This is a genomic window from Streptomyces sp. NPDC006925 (assembly GCF_042869575.1).
Taxonomy (GTDB): domain Bacteria; phylum Actinomycetota; class Actinomycetes; order Streptomycetales; family Streptomycetaceae; genus Streptomyces.
In genome coordinates, this window is the sequence record NZ_JBIAGB010000002.1 from 305,220 (window position 1) to 325,528 (window position 20,309).

Annotated in this window: 16 protein-coding genes and 1 pseudogene; 10 read left to right on the top strand and 7 right to left on the bottom strand. The window is 71.3% G+C overall.

Features of this window, described 5'->3' with window-relative positions; translation table 11 throughout:
• The first annotated feature begins 172 nt into the window (after positions 1-172).
• A complete protein-coding gene (locus tag ACFYNS_RS04035; protein WP_074998397.1) occupies positions 173-862 on the top strand; it encodes a DUF4191 domain-containing protein in 690 nt (229 codons plus the stop codon).
• Positions 863-1,076: 214 nt separating this feature from the next.
• Here the strand turns inward: ACFYNS_RS04035 and ACFYNS_RS04040 are convergent, their stop codons facing one another.
• Positions 1,077-1,547, bottom strand: coding sequence for an RDD family protein (locus ACFYNS_RS04040; protein WP_360295259.1), 471 nt, complete (start codon positions 1,545-1,547; stop codon positions 1,077-1,079).
• 455 nt (positions 1,548-2,002) lie between these two features.
• On the opposite strand from ACFYNS_RS04040, the gene glnA reads away from it, so the two are divergent.
• Positions 2,003-3,418, top strand: a complete 1,416-nt coding sequence (gene glnA / locus ACFYNS_RS04045) for a type I glutamate--ammonia ligase (RefSeq protein ID WP_360295256.1) — start codon at positions 2,003-2,005, stop codon at positions 3,416-3,418.
• A 233-nt stretch (positions 3,419-3,651) separates the two neighbouring features.
• On the opposite strand, the gene ACFYNS_RS04050 is transcribed toward glnA, so the two are convergent.
• From ACFYNS_RS04050 to ACFYNS_RS04060, 3 genes are all read right to left on the bottom strand, one after another.
• Complete coding sequence (locus ACFYNS_RS04050) at positions 3,652-4,173, bottom strand: DUF6879 family protein (RefSeq protein WP_388600632.1); 522 nt, start codon at positions 4,171-4,173, stop codon at positions 3,652-3,654.
• Between the two features lie 126 nt (positions 4,174-4,299).
• On the bottom strand, positions 4,300-4,671 hold the full coding sequence (locus ACFYNS_RS04055; RefSeq protein WP_388600634.1) for a hypothetical protein: 372 nt from the start codon (positions 4,669-4,671) through the stop codon (positions 4,300-4,302).
• Positions 4,672-4,685: 14 nt separating this feature from the next.
• Positions 4,686-5,114: a tetratricopeptide repeat protein gene (locus tag ACFYNS_RS04060; protein ID WP_388600638.1), complete on the bottom strand. Its 429-nt coding sequence runs from the start codon at positions 5,112-5,114 to the stop codon at positions 4,686-4,688.
• Between the two features lie 48 nt (positions 5,115-5,162).
• On the opposite strand from ACFYNS_RS04060, the pseudogene ACFYNS_RS04065 reads away from it, so the two are divergent.
• The 6 genes and pseudogenes from ACFYNS_RS04065 to ACFYNS_RS04090 all read left to right on the top strand — a co-directional run.
• Positions 5,163-5,342, top strand: a pseudogene (locus ACFYNS_RS04065) (radical SAM protein); the annotation flags it as partial.
• A gap of 151 nt (positions 5,343-5,493) precedes the next feature.
• Complete coding sequence (locus tag ACFYNS_RS04070; protein WP_360295248.1) at positions 5,494-6,015, top strand: hypothetical protein; 522 nt, start codon at positions 5,494-5,496, stop codon at positions 6,013-6,015.
• 522 nt (positions 6,016-6,537) lie between these two features.
• Positions 6,538-7,071, top strand: coding sequence for a hypothetical protein (locus ACFYNS_RS04075; protein ID WP_360295245.1), 534 nt, complete (start codon positions 6,538-6,540; stop codon positions 7,069-7,071).
• 351 nt (positions 7,072-7,422) lie between these two features.
• On the top strand, positions 7,423-9,252 hold the full coding sequence (locus tag ACFYNS_RS04080) for an SPFH domain-containing protein (protein WP_388600641.1): 1,830 nt from the start codon (positions 7,423-7,425) through the stop codon (positions 9,250-9,252).
• Positions 9,249-10,595, top strand: a complete 1,347-nt coding sequence (locus ACFYNS_RS04085; protein ID WP_360295239.1) for an SPFH domain-containing protein — start codon at positions 9,249-9,251, stop codon at positions 10,593-10,595. The genes ACFYNS_RS04080 and ACFYNS_RS04085 overlap by 4 nt, the downstream gene beginning before the upstream one ends.
• Positions 10,596-10,974: 379 nt before the next feature.
• Positions 10,975-12,732, top strand: coding sequence for a GAF domain-containing SpoIIE family protein phosphatase (locus ACFYNS_RS04090; RefSeq protein WP_388600644.1), 1,758 nt, complete (start codon positions 10,975-10,977; stop codon positions 12,730-12,732).
• Positions 12,733-12,856: 124 nt separating this feature from the next.
• Here ACFYNS_RS04090 and ACFYNS_RS04095 read toward each other — a convergent pair whose 3' ends face one another.
• The gene (locus ACFYNS_RS04095) at positions 12,857-13,360 is read right to left on the bottom strand and encodes an NUDIX domain-containing protein (RefSeq protein ID WP_360295236.1); all 504 of its coding nucleotides are present in this window, start codon (positions 13,358-13,360) and stop codon (positions 12,857-12,859) included.
• Between the two features lie 301 nt (positions 13,361-13,661).
• Here ACFYNS_RS04095 and ACFYNS_RS04100 point away from each other — a divergent pair, with 301 nt between their 5' ends.
• Both ACFYNS_RS04100 and ACFYNS_RS04105 read left to right on the top strand, forming a co-directional pair.
• A complete protein-coding gene (locus ACFYNS_RS04100) occupies positions 13,662-15,107 on the top strand; it encodes a glyceraldehyde-3-phosphate dehydrogenase (protein ID WP_360295233.1) in 1,446 nt (481 codons plus the stop codon).
• Between the two features lie 350 nt (positions 15,108-15,457).
• A complete protein-coding gene (locus ACFYNS_RS04105) occupies positions 15,458-17,677 on the top strand; it encodes an NADP-dependent isocitrate dehydrogenase (RefSeq protein ID WP_388600647.1) in 2,220 nt (739 codons plus the stop codon).
• A 120-nt stretch (positions 17,678-17,797) separates the two neighbouring features.
• Here ACFYNS_RS04105 and ACFYNS_RS04110 read toward each other — a convergent pair whose 3' ends face one another.
• Together ACFYNS_RS04110 and ACFYNS_RS04115 are read right to left on the bottom strand one after the other, a co-directional pair.
• The gene (locus tag ACFYNS_RS04110; RefSeq protein ID WP_388600651.1) at positions 17,798-18,700 is read right to left on the bottom strand and encodes a DUF1206 domain-containing protein; all 903 of its coding nucleotides are present in this window, start codon (positions 18,698-18,700) and stop codon (positions 17,798-17,800) included.
• A 120-nt stretch (positions 18,701-18,820) separates the two neighbouring features.
• A complete protein-coding gene (locus ACFYNS_RS04115) occupies positions 18,821-20,161 on the bottom strand; it encodes a DUF5685 family protein (protein ID WP_388600654.1) in 1,341 nt (446 codons plus the stop codon).
• Positions 20,162-20,309: the final 148 nt, after the last annotated feature.

Genomic DNA, 20,309 nt, shown 5'->3' on the forward strand with positions numbered 1-20,309 from the left:
CCCGCCGGTCCCGGCCTGCGGGTTCGCGCCGGAGGTCGGCGGCCTTCCCGGGGCCTGTCCGGGCGCGAACCGAGCCTCCCGTCCGGGCTCCGACCGGGCCGGTTTCGGCCGCCGGGCTCAGTAGCCCCGGCCGCGCAGCACTCCGCCCCCGCTCCCACGTAAACTTCCCCGCATGGCGAGGAAGGACAACACCGAGAATCCTGGGCGGCTCAAGCAGATCGCCCAGACGTACAAGATGACCCGGCGCGTGGACCGGAAGATCGGTTGGATCCTGGCCGGCGTGGGGCTTGTCACCTTCGGTGTACTCCTCGCGGTCGGCTTTCTGATCGGTCACCCGGTCTACCTGGGGATCGTCGGCGTACTGCTGGGCCTGCTGGCGTGCGCGATCATCTTCGGGCGCCGCGCTGAGCGGGCCGCGTTCGGGCAGATGGAGGGCCAGCCGGGAGCGGCGGCCGCCGTACTGGAGAACATCGGCCGCGGCTGGCAGGTCACCCCGGCCGTGGCGATGAACCGCAGCCAGGACGTGGTCCACCGCGCGGTCGGCAAGGCGGGCATCGTCCTGGTCGGCGAGGGGAACCCGAACCGGCTGCGCGGCCTGCTGGCGTCCGAGAAGAAGAAGATGAGCCGCGTCGTCGGCGACGTACCGGTCCACACCCTCGTCGTCGGCAACGACGAGGGCCAGGTCGAGCTGAAGAAACTCCGCGTCAGGATCATGAAGCTGCCCCGCACGCTCCAGGGCTCCGAGGTCACCCAGATCAACGACCGCCTCCGCGCGCTCGGCGACCTCATGAGCAACATGCCCATCCCGAAGGGCCCGATGCCCAAGGGCATGAAGCTCCCCAAGGGCCCGCAGGGCCGCTAGCGGCGTTTCGCGCAATCGCACGGGGCGGCGAGCCAAGAGGCAGCGGCAGGGGGCGGGGCTCCGAAGAGGGGCTCCGCCCCCTCCTCATGCCCGGTGCGACGAGGAGGGGCGCGGGCCTCATTGCCGGGTGCGGGGAGGGGCGGGCGGCCCTCATGCCCGGTGCGGGGACGGGTGCGAAGCCCTCATGCCCGGTGCGGGGACGGGTGCGAACGCTTCAGGCCCGCACCTGGACCGAGCCCGAGAGACGGTCGTGCAGTCCGCGGTTGTCGCGGTCCCAGACGAGCGCCGGCACGGCGAGGCCGAGCAGCACCGTACGTACCGCGGCCCGCCACACCGGCAGCCTCTCCAGCCCGTCCAGCGCGACCACACGCAGCCCCAGCAGCCGCTTCCCGGGGGTGGCGCCGACCGTGCCGACGGTCAGCAGGCTCATGACGAGGAAGACGACCAGCGCCCAGTTGTTGGTGGCCTCCAGGCGGCGCCCTGCGAGCAGCCCGAACGCGATGAGGGCCGAGAGCGCCCAGTCGATGAAGAGCGCACCGACCCTCCGCCCGACCGGCGCGATCGAGCCGGGCCCTTCGGCGGGGAGCCCGAGCCGCTTGCCGCGGTAGCCGAAGTCGGCGCCCATCTCCTCCGCGGCCGCCCGCGGTCCGGACAGCCATGACCCGATTGCTTCCCTGTTGTCCACCCGGCAACGGTATCGCGCCGCCTTCCCCGCGGACCGGCCCCGTCCGGCGACCGGCCCGCCGGGCGACCGGGTGACCGGGCGACGCTCCGGACCGGCGGGCAGCGGCAGCCCGTACGCCGTACGATGATCACCGTACGGCGTACGTCTCCGCGGGCTTCCGCCCCCGGAGGCCCCGGGAGGGACGGCTCCGCGAGCCCACTGCCGGGCGTCGGACGCCTCCCTGGGCGCCTCCCCGGGCAAACGGTTCGCAAGACCCGCGCAAACCGAACGTAACAGTCGCACTCCGCACGGTTAACCGATACCGGCCCCGCCTGGTGGTTAACATCAGCGAAACAGTTGAGTCATGCTGGAGAAATGGCCCCTGCCTAATGTCGGCCACCAGGCGTGCGGAGCCCTCGTGCCCGCACCCGGAGCCGGAGCAAACCCGTCCCGACGCGGCGGGACTAGGAGGATGGATGTTCCAGAACGCCGACGAGGCCAAGAAGTACATCGCGGACAACGACGTCAAATTCATCGACGTCAGGTTCTGCGACCTGCCCGGCGTCATGCAGCACTTCGCCGTTCCCGCGGAGTCCTTCGACCCGGCCGAGAGCCTGATGTTCGACGGCTCCTCGATCCGCGGATTCCAGGCCATCCACGAGTCCGACATGGCGCTCGTCCCGGACCTGTCCACCGCGCGGCTGGACCCGTTCCGCTCCGAGAAGCACCTCAACATCAACTTCTTCATCCACGACCCGATCACCGGCGAGCAGTACAGCCGTGACCCGCGGAACGTGGCCAAGAAGGCCGAGGCGTACCTCGCCTCCTCCGGGATCGCCGACACCGCGTTCTTCGGCCCGGAGGCGGAGTTCTACGTATTCGACAGCGCCCGCTTCGAGACCACCGCGAACCGCTCCTTCTACGAGATCGACTCCGAGGCGGGCGCCTGGAACACCGGCGCCCTCGAGGACGGCGGCAACCGCGGCTACAAGGTCCGCTACAAGGGCGGCTACTTCCCGGCCCCGCCCGTCGACCACTTCGCCGACCTCCGCGCCGAGATCTCCCTCGAGCTGACCCGCGCCGGACTCCAGGTCGAGCGCCAGCACCACGAGGTCGGCACCGCGGGCCAGGCGGAGATCAACTACAAGTTCAACACGCTGCTGGCCGCGGCCGACGACCTGATGCTGTTCAAGTACATCGTCAAGAACACGGCCTGGCGCAACGGCAAGACCGCCACCTTCATGCCCAAGCCGATCTTCGGCGACAACGGCTCCGGCATGCACGTCCACCAGTCCCTGTGGTCGGGCGGCAACCCCCTCTTCTACGACGAGCAGGGCTACGCGGGCCTCTCGGACACCGCCCGCTACTACATCGGCGGCATCCTGCGCCACGCCCCCTCGCTGCTGGCCTTCACCAACCCGACGGTGAACTCCTACCACCGCCTGGTCCCCGGCTTCGAGGCCCCGGTCAACCTCGTCTACTCGCAGCGCAACCGCTCGGCCGCGATGCGGATCCCGATCACCGGCTCCAACCCCAAGGCCAAGCGCGTCGAGTTCCGCGCCCCGGACCCCTCGTCCAACCCGTACCTGGCCTTCTCCGCGCTGATGCTGGCCGGCCTGGACGGCATCAAGAACAAGATCGAGCCCGCCGAGCCGATCGACAAGGACCTCTACGAGCTCGCCCCCGAAGAGCACGCCGACGTCGCCCAGGTCCCCACCTCGCTCCCGGCCGTCCTGGACGCCCTGGAGGCCGACAACGAGTACCTCCAGGCCGGCGGCGTCTTCACCGCCGACCTGATCGAGACCTGGATCGACTACAAGCGCACCAACGAGATCGCCCCCATGCAGCTCCGCCCCCACCCGCACGAGTTCGAGCTGTACTTCGACCTCTAAAGAGCGGGGTCGGGCTACCTGGGCAGGGGCCCTGGAAATCTGCTGCGAACTGCGGAAACAGTGCTTTCTGTTTCTCACTGGTCCCGGCTGACTTCCGGGCTCCTGTACACCAGGTGTGCACCGACCGGTCGGTTCCCTGGCGTGACGTCAGGACAGATGTGAGGGCCGCCGTCCCTGCCCGGGATGGCGGCCCTCGTCGTCGGCTCGGCCACCGTTGGCCCGCATCATGGATGTCAAGGCCGGTACTCGCTGTGCGGGATGGCGAGGGACCACAGGGCATCGCGGAGCGCGACGGCCTCAGCGATGCACTTGGGGTCGTCGATGATCTCGTGTCCCGTCACCCGTCCGGCAACGGTGTGTCCCACCGCCAGGAGGCGGCCGTCCATGAGCCACCAGTCCTTGCCGTCGAACGGGAAGACCAGTTCACCGGGAACGGTGTGGCGGGGGAGCCAGCGGATGTCCTCACCGGCTTCCACGTTGCGGGGAGTGGTGCGGTGCTCCCATCGGATGTACGGCGTGTGAGGGTGGGAGACGACGCGGACGCGTCGAACGGCTCTCCCCTCGCCCGTCAGCCGCTTGACCATCTGCGTCCACGGCTTCATGAACGCGTAGTCCACCGGCTCGTCGCGCAGCCAGCTCTCGAAGGGGCCGTCCTCGTCGGGCACCGAGTAGTCGTCCCGCAGTTCCAGGTGGAACGCGTCGTGCTCACAGGTCTCAATGAGCAGGTTGCGTTCGACGCCGGTGATCAGCTCCACGCGGGTCCTCCAGTAGGGGACTGATCGCGGTCTCGGGGACCTCGACCTCGGATGACAGACCACGACACTGTCGCGGGCATCGCGGGTACGTGCTCCTGCTGGCTCCCACAGCCGCGATCCACTTGCCTACTGCTGTGGGGCTGCCGTCTCGATGGCTTCGAAGATGTCGGAGTCGGTTTCCTTCTGCCAGTCCGGGAGGTCGGGCCAGTCGGCGACGTAGGCGGGCTTGGGGTCGCCGAAGTGCTTGTACATCTGGGCCGTCCAGCAGGTGGCGACGAAGCGGCCCTTCTGTTCGCGGGTGAGGCGCTTGGCGTTGCCGTCGCTCAGGCCGAGGAAGTGGCGCACCTGCTGGTAGACGGCTCCGGCGGCTTCGCGTTCCCAGTCGGGGGTGTCTTCCCAGGGCGTGACGTAGCTGGCTTTGGGTTCGCCCGGGTAGTGCTTGGTGACTCCCGCGATCCAAGTCTCCCGGAACAGGCGGGCGCCCTCGGTGTCCGTCATGCCTACCCCTCTCCTCACGTCGCGTGCAGGCTGCCGATGTCGGCGGCCAGTTCGGCTACGCGGCGATCGCGGCCGTGAGAGCGGAGATCGTCCCGTAGCGTTTGGAGTCTACGGGCGACGTAGCCCGAGCCCGATTGCCGCGCGAGCTGCAACGCCTCGCGGCCATGGACGACGGCCTGTTCCGCGTCGTGGCGTCTGGCGCCGATCAGCGCGAGGTCGACTAGGACGGAGCCTCGGCGACGGTAGGAGGTTCCCTTGGCCAGCGCGGTGGAGTCGAGGGCGCTCTTGAGGGCCTTCTCCGCGAGGTCGAGCCGTCCGAGTTGGACGAAGCGCGCTCCACGTTCTTCGGGGAGGCGGGAGCCGTCGAAGCGGAGCCATCCCCCGTTGTGGACGGGGCCGGGGAGGTCGGTGACCTTCTGGCCTCGTCCAGGGCGCGCTGGCAAGAGTCGAGGTTGCCCAGGTGCGCGTGGGCCTCGGCCTGGACGGAGGCGAGGGCCAAGAACGGCCCCTTCATGATCGGCGTCTGCATCCAGCGCATGGACCTCTGCATCCCCCTCGGCGAATTCGTCATGAGCCACCGCTGCACGGAAGTCCGCAACTTCCGCGACGACGAAACCGCCCGCCTCACCGCACTCCACCGCGCACCCGATCAGGAGCCACACCGAAGCTGAGCACGTCCCGGTCCACCGGCGGTGAACGCGTACTCGTGGGGCGGATGCAACCCGCCCCTCAGCGACGCTTCAGACGACGGTTGTGGCGGTCGGGTTGCGGAGGGCGGGGGTGCCGACCGGTGAGACGTGCTCGAGCAGGAGAATCCTGTACATGGCCGACGACCGTGACGACCGCATACTCATCCGCAGCCGGTGGGGCACCAACGACTACGTGTTCAACTTCCGCAACCCGGTCGCTTGTGTGGTCTTCGTCGGCCTGGGACTGCTCGTCTTCGGTCTCCTCTATGCCAGCAATCACCGGAGCACTCCTCAGTGGGAGGAGGGCGAACTGCGGTCGGCCGTCAAGGGAGCGACAGCCGAGTTGTCGGAAGAGGCGCAGTTCGGCCCTGGCATGCCCAGCTACGGCGAGGTCCTGCAGTCGCGGATTGCGAAGCACGGCCCTCACAGCGAGAGCCCCCACAGCAGCGAGCACGATGCTGGGGTCGTGGCCGCGCTCGCCTCCCCGCAGCCGGAGCACGACTACTTCGGCGAGAGTGTGGAGGAGGCGGACTACACCGTCACCGCCGACGGCACCGACACCGCTTTGTGCCTCACCGTCACCGCGCTGGCGAACAAGTACGGCTACAGCTCCGTCAGCTTCTCGATCCGCAACGGTTCCTGTTCTGCCACATGAGAGAGCCGCTCAGCGGACACCCACCAGATTCCGGGTAGAAGATGCCCGGTCGGGCGCAGCGGGGCGGTTCGTCGTGCTGCTGACCGCGACACCGGGCCGCATCGCCACACTCATCGTCCAAGACGTCACTTGTTCGACTGAGGAGCCGCTTGGCGGTCCGCAAGGGCATGGAGGAGATGCTTGTCGTCCCCGGCCGGCGAGACGAATGGCCGGCTCGCTGCGCCAGCTCTTGAGCAGAAGCGATGCCGCTTCGAGTCCGGTCTCACCGTCTCCGGGACGTTGTTCGCGGCTGCCCCCTCCGGCAGGCGTCTGCTCGGCGAGCATGCCGGCTCCGACGCGTTCGGCTCCACGGGCTTGGGGGTCATGAGCAGAAGGCCGGGTCAGCCAGGGCGTGTCCGAGGAGTCACCAGTGGCTGCGGGTGACGGCATCATCGGCTTCGCTGGGCTCCGGTCGGGAGAATGGGGAGCCGTTCGACTATGTGAGGGGGCCCTGTGAGTTTGTCGGGACAGATACTTCCGCTGGTGGGTGTTGCGCTGGGCGCTGTCGGATCCTTCCTGGTGAGCAGTTTGAACGACCGGGCACGGTGGCGGCGTGAGCAGTCCGTGCGCTGGGATGGGCGGCGTCTGGACGCCTATGGCGAGTACATCCACGTGGTCAAAGAGCTTGCGGGCCGCTATCAGAGCATCGCTGCGGGCCGCGGGCTGGTGACCGGTCCACCACCGCTGGAGCTCACCGCCGAGGTGCTCGCCGAGCTCGGCGTGGCTGAGGCCCGCCGTTCGGCGCTGGGAGAGATCTGCGAATTGTTGGGCGACACTGACACGAACACCGCCTCCAAGACGCTGAACCACTGCCTGTGGCGGCTGGAGCACTTGGCGCGGGGCGTGCCCACGGAAGTCGAGCAGCTTTGGGACCAGGCGTACTCGGAGTTCAGAGATGCACAGCGGCGGTACCTCGAGTGCGCGAGGGCCAGTCTGGGGGTGACTGGTCAGGTCAACCGGGACGTGGTCTGGCCCTCGGCCTGGCGACCCTTGAGCCGATCGGCACGTGCCGAGTGATGAGCCGGGCCTGGTTCCCGGGGGAGGCCAGAGCCGGATCCCGGCGGCGGTGACGGTGCCGTGGAAGATGCAGCCCGTTCATCAGCGCGCGTTGCCACAGCCCGATGGGCCTTCAGCTTGTTGCTCGTCCGTCCGACTTCGTCCCTGGGTGCGTAGTGGGTCGGGCCGGCGGGCCTCCAGGGCCGGGTGGTCGCCGCCCGCACGGGATGGCGGCCCGTGTGGGCGGCGGGCGTTGTGTACCGGAGGCAACGAAGGGTTCGCCGTGCTGTCACGATCGGGGCTCCCGCCGTGGCCGCGGCGCTGCTCGTGGTGTGGGATGGCGGGAGCGCACGATGAGACAAAGGGGGAACTGTGGCGCGAGCGAGAGCGCAGAACGTACGGAGGGTGGCCTCCGCGGTGGCTTCCGGTGCCGATCCCCGGCAGGTGGCGGAGGAGGAGGTCCGCAGGCGTACGGGCCGCTCCGCCGGGCGGGGGCCCACGCGGGGGCGGAGTGCCGAGGGCACGAGCCAGGGGGAGGCGGGCCAGGACGTGCAGGAACCGCAGGACGAGGGGATGGATCCCGCGGACTTCCCGGCCGCCCGGGAGCAGGGCGGTTCGATCGCCACGGTGATGGCGCAGCGGACCGTTTCGCTGGACGAGGCGGGTGAGGCGCTCAACCAGAGCGGGCACAAGCGCGAGGACGGCGAGCAGGTTCATGAGATCTGCCCGATGGTGCTGCCGAAGGGGCGTTCGTTCCTGAGCATGCTCCCGGTGCTGATGCTGCTGGTGCTGGGCGCGGTGGGGACCGCGGTGGTGTCGACCGTGGACGACTCGCCGTTGACCAATCCGCTCTTCGGACTGCACTACTGGGTCGTGGCGCTGGCCGCGATCGGCTTCGTGTGGTGGCGGCAGGGCATGGTCATGGTTCCGGACGGCTGCCAGGCGCTGATCACCCGGTTCGGGAAGCTGGAGAAGGTCGTCGGGCCCGGCCGGGTCATTCTGATCAGCCCGTGGAAGCGGGTGTCGTACATCGTCAACACCGTTCGCGAGTACCCGTTCAACGCGCCGGTGCGGGAGGCGCCGACCAAGGGCGGGGTGAAGGCGTCGATCGACCTCTTCATCCAGTTCCGGATCAGCGACCCGACTGAGTTCGTCTACACGCTCGGTGCGGTCCGCGGCTTCGAGGAGAAGCTGAGCAACGCCGTCAGCGAGACCATCCGGAGCCTCATCTACGAGCAGGAGGCCGCCGGGATCTACGACATGGTCGGGGAGGACACCGGTCGGCTGCTGGAGCAGCTCAACCAGCAGTTCCGGCCCGCCGTCGAGCTGACCAACGCCAACATCACGCACGCCGAGCCGGCCGACCGGGGCTACCGGATGGACCTGGCCGCTCCGGAGATGGTGCGGATGGCGAAGGAGGCGTACACCCACGAGTACGCGCTGATGCTGCGCAAGGAGCAGGACGAGGGCGATCTGACCAAGGAGTTGGCGACCAGCCACGAGACGCTCTCCGCGATCCAGGCGGACATCGCCCAGTACCAGGCGCAGATGGACACGGCCGTGGAGCGCGAGACCAACCGGGCCGAGGCACTGGCCCGGCAGCGCTATGTGCAGGCCGAGTCCGAGGCGAAGGCGAACGCGGCGCTGCTGGAGGCCCAGGCTCTCGACATCCGGGCCGTGACGGCGGCCGAGGCGCCCGAGATCCTGGAGTACCGCTACCAGCGGCAGATCCTCGACGCCCTGGTGGAGGTCGCCGACCATCTGCCGCGGCTGGTGCGGATCGGCGGTACGGCCGACGGCGGCGACGCGGCCGGGGTCGACTTCCTGCGGCTCGCCCGCGAACTGGTGGGGGAGCACGGCGGCGAGCTGTTCACGGAGGCCGACATGGCGGCTGTCCGGGAGCGCCTGGACGAGGTGTCCGCGCGTATCTCCGACCGCGAGAGCGAGATCGGTGCGCTGTTGGAGGCCGAGCGGCCCACGGTGGCCCCCGAGCCGACCGGGACGTCCGACGTGCCCGGTGCTCCCGACGGACCTGGCGCCCCCGAGGCCTCCGGCCGGTCGGGCGGGGCCGGTGAGCCCGCCTGGAGGGACGAGACGGAAGCGGCCGCCGGGACCGCCGGGACTGCCAGGACCGTCGGGTCCGCTGGGTCCGCTGGGTCCGCGACCGACGTCCCGCACCACTCCGAGGAGGGCGACCAGTGAGCAGCGCACACACGAATCGCAGGTCGGTCATCTCCGAGGCGGTGGCGCCCTGGAGCGAGATTGCCCAACTGCTGCGGGGCGGCGAGGCCGGCACCCTGATCCCGGTCATCATCCCGCGCCACCGGCGCCGGCTGTGGTGGATGCTGCCGCTGTGGCTCGGGCTGTTCGCCCTGCTGGCGGGAGTGATGCTCTCGCTGCGCGGGGCCGACGCCGAGGGCGCCTCCGATCTCGCCTACGGCGCGCTCGCCGGGCTCTCCTACGCCCTCGGCGCGGTGCTGCTGGTGATCGGCGGGCTCTGGTGGTGGCGCTCCTCGATCGTGGAGATCGAGCAGGGCACCCACGGGGTGCTGACCCGGTACGGTGCGGTCACCCGCACCCTGGACGCGGGGCGGCACTACCTGTGGCACCCCTGGTCGCGGGTCGACTTCGTGGTCGACACGGCCACCGAGATCCCGTACTCGGCGCCGGTGATGGCCTGCCCGACGCAGGAGAACGTGCCGCTGCGGTCGATCGAGTTCTTCCTGAAGTTCCGCATCAACGACGCGGTGCTCTTCGTCCGGACGATCGGCGCGGGCAACTTCGACCTGGTCCTCTCCAGCGCCGTGCAGGACGCCATCCGCCAGCGTGCCCGCCTGGTGCACACCGAGCACGCGTACGACCTGCGCGGCTCCGACGTGGCCGACATGCAGGAGCTGCTCAACCGCCTGCTGTCCCGCTACGGGGTGCGCATCACCGGCTCCAACATCCCGGACGTCCAGCTCCCTGCCCAGTACCAGCAGCACCTGGCCACCCGGGAGCGGGTCGCCAAGGAGCGTACGGCCTACGAGCAGGAGTGGGGTCTGACGCGCAAGCGCCGGATCGACAGCCTCGGCATGGACATCGAGCGGGCCAAGAAGGTGCGGGACGCGCGCATCGTCGAGGTGAAGGCCGCGCTGAACAAGGCCCGCGAGCAGGTGGCGCAGCTGCTGGAGGAGCAGGAGACCAATGCGCAGCGGGTGCGGTTCGAGATCGAGACGGAGGGCCGCAGCGGTCTGATCGCCGCCGAGAACGAGGCCCGGGCCCAGCGCGCGCTGGCCAAGGCCTACCGCGACAACCGTGCGGTGCTGCAGTACGAGTTGGCCCGCCGCCGCCTCGAGGTGGGCGCGGAGCTGGCGGGGAAGGCACCCCGGCCGGTCGTCGTGCGTACCGACGGCGGCAGCGGGGACAGCTCGGCGCTCTCGACGCTGCTCGCCGCGCAGCTCCTGCCCCGCATGACGCCGCTGGCCTCCGGGGAGACCTGGGCGGCGGACGCGGCCGGTGCGGCGGATGGCGCCGTGGCTCCGGACGAGGGGAACCGCGGGTGAGCGAACGGTCTCGTCCGCTGCTGAGCCCCGCTGCTGAGCCCCGCGGATGAGCCCCCGGGGACGGGGCCCGGGGACGGGGCCCGCGGACGGGGTTCGCGGATCAGACCCGCGGATGAGGCGCCTGTTTCCGGGCCCGGCGGAACACCTTCCGCCGGGCCCGGAAGGGTGTGGGGGAGGGGCGGCGCGCCGGGCGGAATGCCTGTCATGTCTGCGAAAGGTGCACGGCAGCCGCACGACAGCGTCAGATTCTTGCGATATATTCACTTGTATCCGCATACATTCGCTTTGGCGGATGTCGGTTGCGGCATCGATGCGGGCTGTGCGCAGTGGGGGTGCCGGGTCGGTGCCGCGACTCCCGTGAGCCATCGGTGGAGGGACTGTGACGGGGGAGCTGGGCAGGTCGGAGGCGCTGCGGCTCGCGGGGCTCACGGCCGCCGCCGACCCCGGGATGGACCGGTTCGCGCGGCTCGTCACCCGGTTCCTCCACGTCCCGGTGGCGCTGGTGTCCCTGCTGGAGACCGAGCGGCAGGTCTTCCCCGGCATGGTGGGGCTGGCGGAGCCCTGGGCGGGGCGGCGCCAGACACCCCTGAACCGCTCCTTCTGCCAGCACGTCGTCCACAGCGGCGAGCCGCTCGTCCTGAACGACTCGCGACTCGACTCGCTCACGCGTTCGAGTCTGGCGGTCTCCGAACTCCAGGTGATCGCCTATGCGGGGATGCCGCTGACGGACGCCGACGGGCACGTCCTGGGGTCGTTGTGCGCGATCGATCACGAGCCCCGCGAGTGGACCGAGTCGGAGCTGCACGACCTGGCCGACCTCGCGGCCGCCTGTTCGGTCGAGCTGCGGCTGCGGATCGCCAGCGAGCAGGTCCGGCGCGACCGGGACCACGCCGGGCTCCTGCTGCGCGCGTCGGTCGAGCTGGCGCGCTCCCGCGACCTGACGGATGTGGTCCGCCGGCTGCGCCACCTGTTCGACGGCTCCGCCAAGCCGTCCTACGTGGGCCTGCTGCTCGCCGACGGGCGGGAGCTGCGGCGCGTCGTCGAACCGGACGACGTGCGGCCGGTGGAGGCCGCCGTCCCGTCCATGGCGGTGGACTCCGGTTTCCCCAGCGCCCGGGCGATGCGTGAGCAGCGGGCGGTCTTCGTCCCCGACCATGCCGCCCTGGAGGCCGGCTACAGCGCGGACGCGGTGGCGGGGTACGACGCCCTCGGGCTCGCCTCCGCGTTCTGCGTCCCGCTGGCCCGCCGCCGCGGGGTGCTGACCTGGTCCTGGGCGGGCGCCCACGCGATGGGTGTGACCGAGGAGGCCGTGCTCACCGCGGTCGCGGGATATGTGAGCCAGGCCGTGGAGCGGATGCGGTTCGTCGAGAGCCGGCTCAGCACGGCGCAGCAGCTCCAGTCCGCCATGCTCACCGAACTGCCGGATGTGCCCGGTCTGGAGATGTCCACCCTGTACTTGCCCGCCGAGGACCAGGACATGGTGGGGGGCGACTGGTACGACGCCTACGTGCTGCCGCCCGGACCGGGTGGGCTGCAGCCCTGCCTGGTGGCGTCCATCGGGGATGTCATCGGGCACGACATGCGGGCCGCCGTCGTCATGGGGCAGGTGCGCAGCATGCTGCGCCAGGCCACGCTGGGCCACCCGGAGCGCTCGCCCGCCGTCGCGCTGGCGGCGGTCGAGGCTGCCTTCGCCGCCCTGCCGCTGGGGCCGGGTGCCACCGCCGTGCACGCCCGGCTGGACTCGCACCACGACCGGTGGCGGCTGACGATGTCCAACGCCGGGCATCCGCCGCCGCTGCTGCGGCTGCCCGACGGCCGGGTCTCGACGCTGGACGACCATGACCTCCTGCTGCTCGACGCCGCGATCGGCCTCGACCGCTACGAACACGAGTACGAGATCCCGCCGGGCGCCGTTCTCCTGCTGTACACCGACGGCCTGGTGGAACGCCGGCACAGCGACATCGAAGAGGGGATCCGGCGGGCGATGTCCACCCTCTCCGCGTACGGGGACCGTCCCCTGCCGCAGCTCCTGGAGGCGCTCTCCCGAGGCGTGAAGAACTCCCCGGGACACGACGACATGGCCGTCCTCGCGATCCGCGTCACCGATGGGACCGACGGGACGGGCCACCGGCGGTGACCGGCGGCCCGGCCCGGCGCCGGGCGCGGCCGGACTGCGTACCGGGACACGGCCGGTCCTGCGTCGCCACAGGGGCGCCGCGGGGCTTCGCCGTCCGCGGGGAGTCGTCGTGCGGTGGGGGTCTTCACCAGCCGCGGAGTGCGATGCCGGGGCCGTCGGCGAGGTCGAGGTATCCGCGCAGGGCGGTCGCCGTGCTGGGCACCAACGGCTCGGGGAGGCTGCGGGGGTCGACCCAGCGCACCTGGGGGTGTTTGTCCGGTTCGCGGTTCTCGAGCGTGCCGGACCAGGTGCGGGCGGCGAAGACGACGGTGAGGAAGCCGTGGGGGACACCGGCTGTCCGGGCGCCGTGGGTCAGATGCGCGAGGCGCAGGTGCTCCGGCCGGACGGTGAGACCGGTCTCCTCGGTCAACTCGCGCACCGCGGTGCCGGTGACCGGCTCGCCGGGCTCGCTCTTGCCCCCGGGGATGTCCCACATGCCGGGTGCGAACGAAGCGTCCGGACCGCGCTGGAGGAGCAGGATGCGGCCGGTCTCCGGGTCGTGGACGACCACCGCCGCCCCGAGCAGGGTCAGGGATCCCGGTGCGCTCGGCGGGGCCGGGGGCTCCTCGGGCCGTGGTGCGGGAGACATCGGCACCTCTCTCCCCTCTGCGCCGGGCGGCGGGACGGCCCGGACGGTGCTCCTGAGGCGGTCGGGCGTGTGATATCCCTCCCCGCGCCTTCCTGCCCGCGAGGCCGCGTACCGAACCCGGGGACGTCCCGGCGGGAGACGTCGCGTCCGCCGCCCGGGGGCGGTCGGCACCGGATCCAGGGTCCGGCCCGGGGAGCCCGGCCGCCTCGCCCAGGTGTTCGGCTGTTCGTCCGGCCGCTCGTACGGGCCGCTCCGTGGACGGGTTAGCATATGAGCGCCGCCTAGCTCGAAAGATAGATCTGTGACTGTCAACGACGACGTGTTCACCAACTGGAAGCACCGCGAGGAGATCGCGGAATCGATGATCCCGATCATCGGGAAGCTGCACCGGGAGCGGGACGTCACTGTCCTGCTGCACAGCCGCTCCCTGGTGAACAAGTCGGTGATCAGCATCCTCAAGGCCCACCGCTTCGCGCGGCAGATAGCCGGGGAGGAACTGTCCGTCACCGAGACGCTGCCGTTCCTCCACGCGCTCACCGCGCTCGACCTCGGCCCCTCCCAGATCGACATCGGGATGCTCGCCGCGACCTACCGGAACGACGACCGCGGTCTGTCCGTGGCGGAGTTCACGGCGCAGGCCGTGGCCGGTGCGACCGGCGCCGACAAGATCGACCGCCGGGCCTCCCGGGACGTGGTCCTCTACGGGTTCGGCCGCATCGGCCGCCTCCTCGCCCGCCTGCTCATCGAGAAGGCCGGTTCCGGCAACGGCCTGCGGCTGCGCGCCGTCGTCGTCCGCAGGGCCGCCGGCCAGGACCTGGTCAAGCGGGCCTCGCTGCTGCGCCGCGACTCGATCCACGGGCAGTTCCAGGGCACCATCACCGTCGACGAGGCGAACAGCACCATCATCGCCAACGGCAACGAGATCAAGGTCATCTACTCCGACGACCCGACGTCGGTGGACTACACGGCGTACGGCATCAAGGACGCCGTCCTCATCGACAACACCGGCAGGTGGCGCGACCGCGAGGGGCTCTCCCAGCACCTGCGCCCCGGCATCGACAAGGTGATCCTGACCGCGCCCGGCAAGGGCGACGTGCCCAACGTGGTGCACGGCGTGAACCACGACATGATCAAGCCGGACGAGCGGATCATCTCCTGCGCGTCCTGCACCACCAACGCGATCGTCCCGCCGCTGAAGGCGATGGCGGACGAGTACGGGGTGCTGCGCGGTCACGTGGAGACCGTCCACTCGTTCACCAACGACCAGAACCTGCTGGACAACTACCACAAGTCCGACCGGCGCGGGCGTTCGGCGCCGCTCAACATGGTCATCACCGAGACCGGCGCCGCCTCGGCCGTCGCCAAGGCGCTGCCCGACCTCGAGGCGACGATCACCGGCAGCTCGATCCGCGTCCCGGTGCCGGACGTCTCGATCGCCATCCTCAATCTGCAGCTCGCCCGCGAGACCAGCCGCGAGGAGGTGCTGGACCACCTCCGGGACGTCTCGCTGACCTCGCCGCTCAAGCGCCAGATCGACTTCACCAGCGCCCCCGACGCGGTCTCCAACGACTTCATCGGCTCGCGCCACGCCTCCATCGTCGACGCGGGCGCCACCAAGGTCGAGGGGGACAACGCGATCCTCTACCTCTGGTACGACAACGAGTTCGGCTACTCGTGCCAGGTCGTCCGGGTTGTCCAGCATGTCTCCGGAGCCGAGTACCCGACCTTCCCGGCCCCGGTGGCCTGAACCGGCCGCGGGGCCGGGGGCGAGCCCGCCCGGACCCGGACCCGGCGCCCGGCTGTGCTCCTGACTCCGGCGTCCGGCTCCCACGTCGGCCCTGACCCCGGTCCTCACTCCGGCCCGCCCCGACATCCGTCGGCGCGGGCCGGTGCGGGTTGCGGGCACCGGTCTCCGGGCCGGCCCGGCACGTCGCCGCTGGTGGGACCGGGTGCCGCGGGGCGGTGTCGTACGGGGGTGCCCCGGGCGGCGGCCAGGGCGCCCGGCTTCCGCGCGGCCAAGCGCGGGCCGCTTCACCGCGCCGCCCCGTCACGGGATATCTTGATATCGAGACGATGTAGACGCGAAGCGGAGTAGCGGTGACTGACTCGACCATCATCTATACGCACACTGACGAGGCCCCGGCCCTGGCGACGTACTCGTTCCTGCCCGTGGTCGAGGCGTACGCCTCGACGGCCGGCGTCGCCGTCGAGAGCCGCGACATCTCCCTGGCCGGCCGGATCATCGCCGGCTTCCCCGAGCGGCTGGAGGAGCACCAGCGCATCGAGGACGCGCTGGCGCAGCTCGGCGAGCTGGCCAAGACCTCGCAGGCCAACATCATCAAGCTGCCGAACATCTCGGCGTCCATCCCGCAGCTCAAGGCCGCCATCGCGGAGCTGCAGGAGCAGGGCTACGCGCTGCCGGACTACCCGGACGACCCGCGGACCGACGAGGAGCGGGAGGTGCGCGCCCGCTACGACAAGGTCAAGGGCAGCGCCGTCAACCCCGTCCTGCGCGAGGGCAACTCCGACCGCCGCGCGCCGGCCTCCGTCAAGAACTACGCCAAGGCCAACCCGCACCGCATGGGCGCCTGGCGCGCCGACTCGAAGACGAACGTCGCGCACATGGACGGTGACGACTTCCGCTCCACCGAGAAGTCCGCCGTGCTGGCCCAGGACGGTGCGCTGCGGATCGAGCTGCACGGCGACGACGGCTCGACCACGGTGCTGCGCGAGTCGGTGCCGGTGCAGGCCGGCGAGGTCGTCGACGCCGCGGTGATGCGCGTCGCCGCGCTGCGCGAGTTCCTCTCCGCGCAGGTCGAGCGGGCCAAGGCGGAGGGTGTGCTGTTCTCGGTGCACCTGAAGGCGACGATGATGAAGGTGTCCGACCCGATCATCTTCGGCCACACCGTGCGCGCCTTCTTCCCGAAGACGTTCGCCGCCTACGGCGACCAGCTCGCCGCGGCCGGGCTGACCCCCAACGACGGTCTGGGCGGCATCTACAAGGGTCTGGAGTCGCTGCCGGAGGGCGACAAGATCAAGGCGTCCTTCGACGCCGAGCTGGCCCAGGGCCCGGACCTGGCGATGGTCGACTCGCACCGCGGCATCAGCAACCTGCACGTGCCCAGCGACGTCATCGTGGACGCCTCCATGCCCGCGATGATCCGCACCTCGGGGCACATGTGGAACAAGGACGACCAGGAGCAGGACGCGCTCGCGGTCATCCCCGACAGCAGCTACGCGGGCATCTACCAGGCCGTCATCGAGGACTGCAGGGCCAACGGCGCCTTCGACCCGGCCACCATGGGCTCCGTGCCCAACGTCGGCCTGATGGCGCAGAAGGCCGAGGAGTACGGCAGCCACGACAAGACGTTCGAGATCCCGGCGACCGGCACGGTCCGCGTCCTCGACGACGCGGGCGAGCTGGTGCTGGAGCAGGCCGTGGGCGAGGGCGACATCTTCCGGATGTGCCAGACCAAGGACGTGCCGATCCAGGACTGGGTCAAGCTGGCCGTCACCCGCGCCCGCGCCACCGGCGACCCGGCCGTCTTCTGGCTGGACGAGACCCGCGCCCACGACCGGAACCTGATCGGGAAGGTCCGCGAGTACCTGCCGCTGCACGACACCGAGGGGCTGCGGATCGAGATCATGTCCCCGGCCGACGCGATGACGTTCTCCCTGGAGCGCATCCGCCGCGGCGAGAACACCATCTCGGTCACCGGCAACGTGCTGCGCGACTACCTGACCGACCTGTTCCCGATCATGGAGCTGGGCACCAGCGCGAAGATGCTCTCCATCGTTCCGCTGATCAACGGCGGCGGGCTCTTCGAGACGGGTGCGGGCGGCTCGGCACCCAAGCACGTGCAGCAGCTCGTCAAGGAGAACTACCTGCGCTGGGACAGCCTGGGCGAGTTCCTCGCGCTGGCCGTCAGCTTCGAGCACCTCGCGCACAAGACGGGCAACGCACGCGCCCAGATCCTCGCGGACACCCTGGATCGCGCCACCGGCACGCTGCTGAACGAGAACAAGTCGCCCAGCCGCAAGCTCGGCAGCATCGACAACCGCGGCAGCCACTTCTACCTCGCCCTGTACTGGGCGCAGGAGCTGGCGGCGCAGACCGAGGACGCGGAGCTGGCCCAGGCGTTCGCGGAGCTGGCCGGGACGCTGGCCGGGCACGAGCAGGCGATCGTCGACGAGCTGCTGGCCGTGCAGGGCGAGCCCGCCGACATCGGCGGCTACTACCAGCCGTCCACGGAGAAGGCGGCGGCCGTGATGCGTCCGTCGAAGACCTTCAACGAGGCGCTGGCCGTGCTGCGCTGACCTCGCACTCGCTCGCCCATGGGGCCCGGGACCGGCCGACGCCGCTCCCGGGCCCTGCGGTTTCTCCGGGCACCGGACGTTCCCGGGCCCTGCGGTCCCCGGCCCCGGCCCGCCTGCGGTTCAGGTGCTGCGCCAGCGCGCCACCGCGAACGAGAAGAGCCCGAAGAGGACGAGCCCCACCGCCACGGCCACCAGCAGCCACGGCCCCGCCGGGGTCTCGGCGAAGGCGCGCAGGGTGTCGTCCATGCCCTTGGCCCGGTCGGGGTCGTAGGTGAGCGCGGCGCGGATCAGGAAGCCGCCGGCGGCGGCGAACACCAGACCGCGGGCGAGCCCGCCCGCCACCCCGGTGGTGTCCACGAACTTCCGCTGCCGCGCCGACATCCGGTGGGTGCGCAGATGCTTGTGGTACTTCCGCAGCGCAGCGCGCCCGCCGAGCACCACACCGCCGATCACCACGGCGGCGCCCGCGGCGCCCACCAGCCACTGCCCGCCGGGCAGCCCCAGCGCGTCGGCCGTCACATCGCGCGAGCGCTTGTCGGAGGCGCCGCTGCCGCTGCCCTTGTCACCCGCGGCGAAGGCCAGTACGGAGTACGCGACGAACGTGTAGAAGGCGGCCCGTGCCCCGGATGCCAGGCGTTTGGTCGCCTTGTCGCCGTCCGGCCCCGCGGCGCCCCAGACCGCTTCGGACAGCCGCCACAGCGCCATGCCGGCCAGCGCGAGGCCCAGCGCCCACAGCAGCAGGCCGCCGAAGGACTGCTCCGCCACCTGCTGGAGCGCCCCGCCCCGGTCGGCCTGTTCGCCGCCCTTCCCGCCGGTGAACGCCACCTGCACCGCCAGCACGCCGACCAGCAGATATGTCACGCCGCGCCCGGTGAACCCGGCCCGCGCGGCACCGCTCAGCACCGGCCGCGCCGTGGACCTGGCCTGCCGTGTCGCCTTCCCGGCGCCTGACTTCCCTGCCCTGCCGCGGAATCCGCGGATACGGCCGCCCTGTTTGCGACGTCTCGGGACGGTGATGTCCATGGATCCTCCCCATCGTCCGCGCACGGGTGCCCGCGGACGGCCATGGGAACCACGTCAGTTCCTCCCCCCGGGCCGGCGGGGCCATCGGGGCGGGAAGGAGGGTGAGCGGGGGCAGCGCCCTCAGCAGTCGCAGCCGCAGCAGTCGCAGCCGTCACAACCGCACCCGTCGCAGTTGCAGTTGCTGCAGCAGTCGCAGCAGTCACAGCAATCGCCGCAGTCCAGGCACCCCTCCCGCTTCTTGCGGGACCAGGGACCCTCGTACTCCGAGGCACAGCACAGTTGGCACGTGCAGCAGAGGCCGACGAAGGCAGCGCAGCCCGCCCAGAAGCCGCGCGGCGGCCGCTGCCGGCCCGGACCGCGGCCCCCGGAATCGCCCGGGCCGCCGGTGCTGCCGCCTCCGTCGCCGCTCCCGCCGGCCGCGCCCGCGCCCGCGAACGGATTTCCGGGGCCGTTGAGAGTGGGCGGTGCCTGACCGTAGGGCGGCCGCCCCGGCTGCTGCCCGTACAGCTCCTGCCCGTAGGGCTGCTGCCCGTAAGGCTGCGGGTGCGGCCCGGCGTCCCCGTGCGGGCCCGCGACCGCAGCCGGTGCACCGGAGTGCGCGCACGCCGCCGTGCCGAACGCGCGGTCCACGGCGCGCGGCACCTCGTGCGCCAGCAGGGCGTGCGCCAGCCGCCGGTCCGCGAAGTCCACACCGCGCAGCGCCCGCCGGATGCCCCGCGCCGCCTCGTCGCACACCTTCCGCGCCTCGGCCGGGGTGGTGCCGGTGGCGGTGAGCGGATTCCAGGCCCCCTCCGCGGCGTCCGCCGCACGGTCCTCGACCGCGTCCAGCAGATGCGCGAGCTGTCCGAAGAGACGGCCCGCCTCGGCGAGCGGGGCCGCGTTGCCGGGGCGGCCCGCGAGGGCCGCCGTGTGCGCGAAGGCCGCCGCGGTGGCCGTCGCGGTCGGCTCGGTGACGGTCGCCAGCGGAGTGCCAGGGCCCGCGGCGCGCTCCACGTCCGTCTGCCGCTCCACCGCGTCGACCAGCAGCGCCGTGTCGAAGCCCAGCGCGCCCCCGGTCCGGGCACCGGCCCGGTCCCAGCCCGCGGCCGTCCGGCGGGCGGCGGCGGCCAGCGGACGGCGGCGCAGCACCCCGTCCCCGTCGGCTATGTGGTCCCGTATCTTCGCCGAGGCGAGGACCAGGGACACCGAGGCCGCCAGCCGCGCCCCCTCACCCCGGGCGACCGAAGCGGTCCGCATGCCCCGCAGCGGGCACGGTCCCGCGGTGCGGCGCCGGGAGGCGGTGGTCCCGGCCTGCGCGTCGGTCAGCACGGAGACCAGCAGCCCGTCATAGTTCGTCACGATCCGCGCCAACTGCCCGTGGCCGTCGCGCAGTGCGAGGCACAGCCCGCACAGATGCGCCGTCCACTCGGCCCTGAGTCCCTCCGGCAACCGGTGCCTGCAGGGCCTGACGATCCCGAACACGTGCTCCCCCGTATATCGATCGACTGCCGCGGTGCCGCGCGCAGTGCCGCGATGCTACCCACCGCGCCGACCGGGGCCCCACCGCCCCGACCGGGGCCCGGGCTCCGGCTGGGGGCCCGGAAAACCCGGCGGACGGGGTACGGCCCGC

Excerpts from the sequence above, each read along its gene's own strand:
- ACFYNS_RS04035 (WP_074998397.1), top strand. The coding sequence starts at position 173 with ATGGCGAGGAAGGACAACACCGAGAATCCTGGGCGGCTCAAGCAGATC.
- glnA (WP_360295256.1), top strand. The coding sequence starts at position 2,003 with ATGTTCCAGAACGCCGACGAGGCCAAGAAGTACATCGCGGACAACGAC.
- ACFYNS_RS04055 (WP_388600634.1), bottom strand. The coding sequence starts at position 4,671 with ATGACGGACACCGAGGGCGCCCGCCTGTTCCGGGAGACTTGGATCGCG.
- ACFYNS_RS04070 (WP_360295248.1), top strand. The coding sequence starts at position 5,494 with ATGGCCGACGACCGTGACGACCGCATACTCATCCGCAGCCGGTGGGGC.
- ACFYNS_RS04095 (WP_360295236.1), bottom strand. The coding sequence starts at position 13,360 with ATGTCTCCCGCACCACGGCCCGAGGAGCCCCCGGCCCCGCCGAGCGCA.
- ACFYNS_RS04110 (WP_388600651.1), bottom strand. The coding sequence starts at position 18,700 with ATGGACATCACCGTCCCGAGACGTCGCAAACAGGGCGGCCGTATCCGC.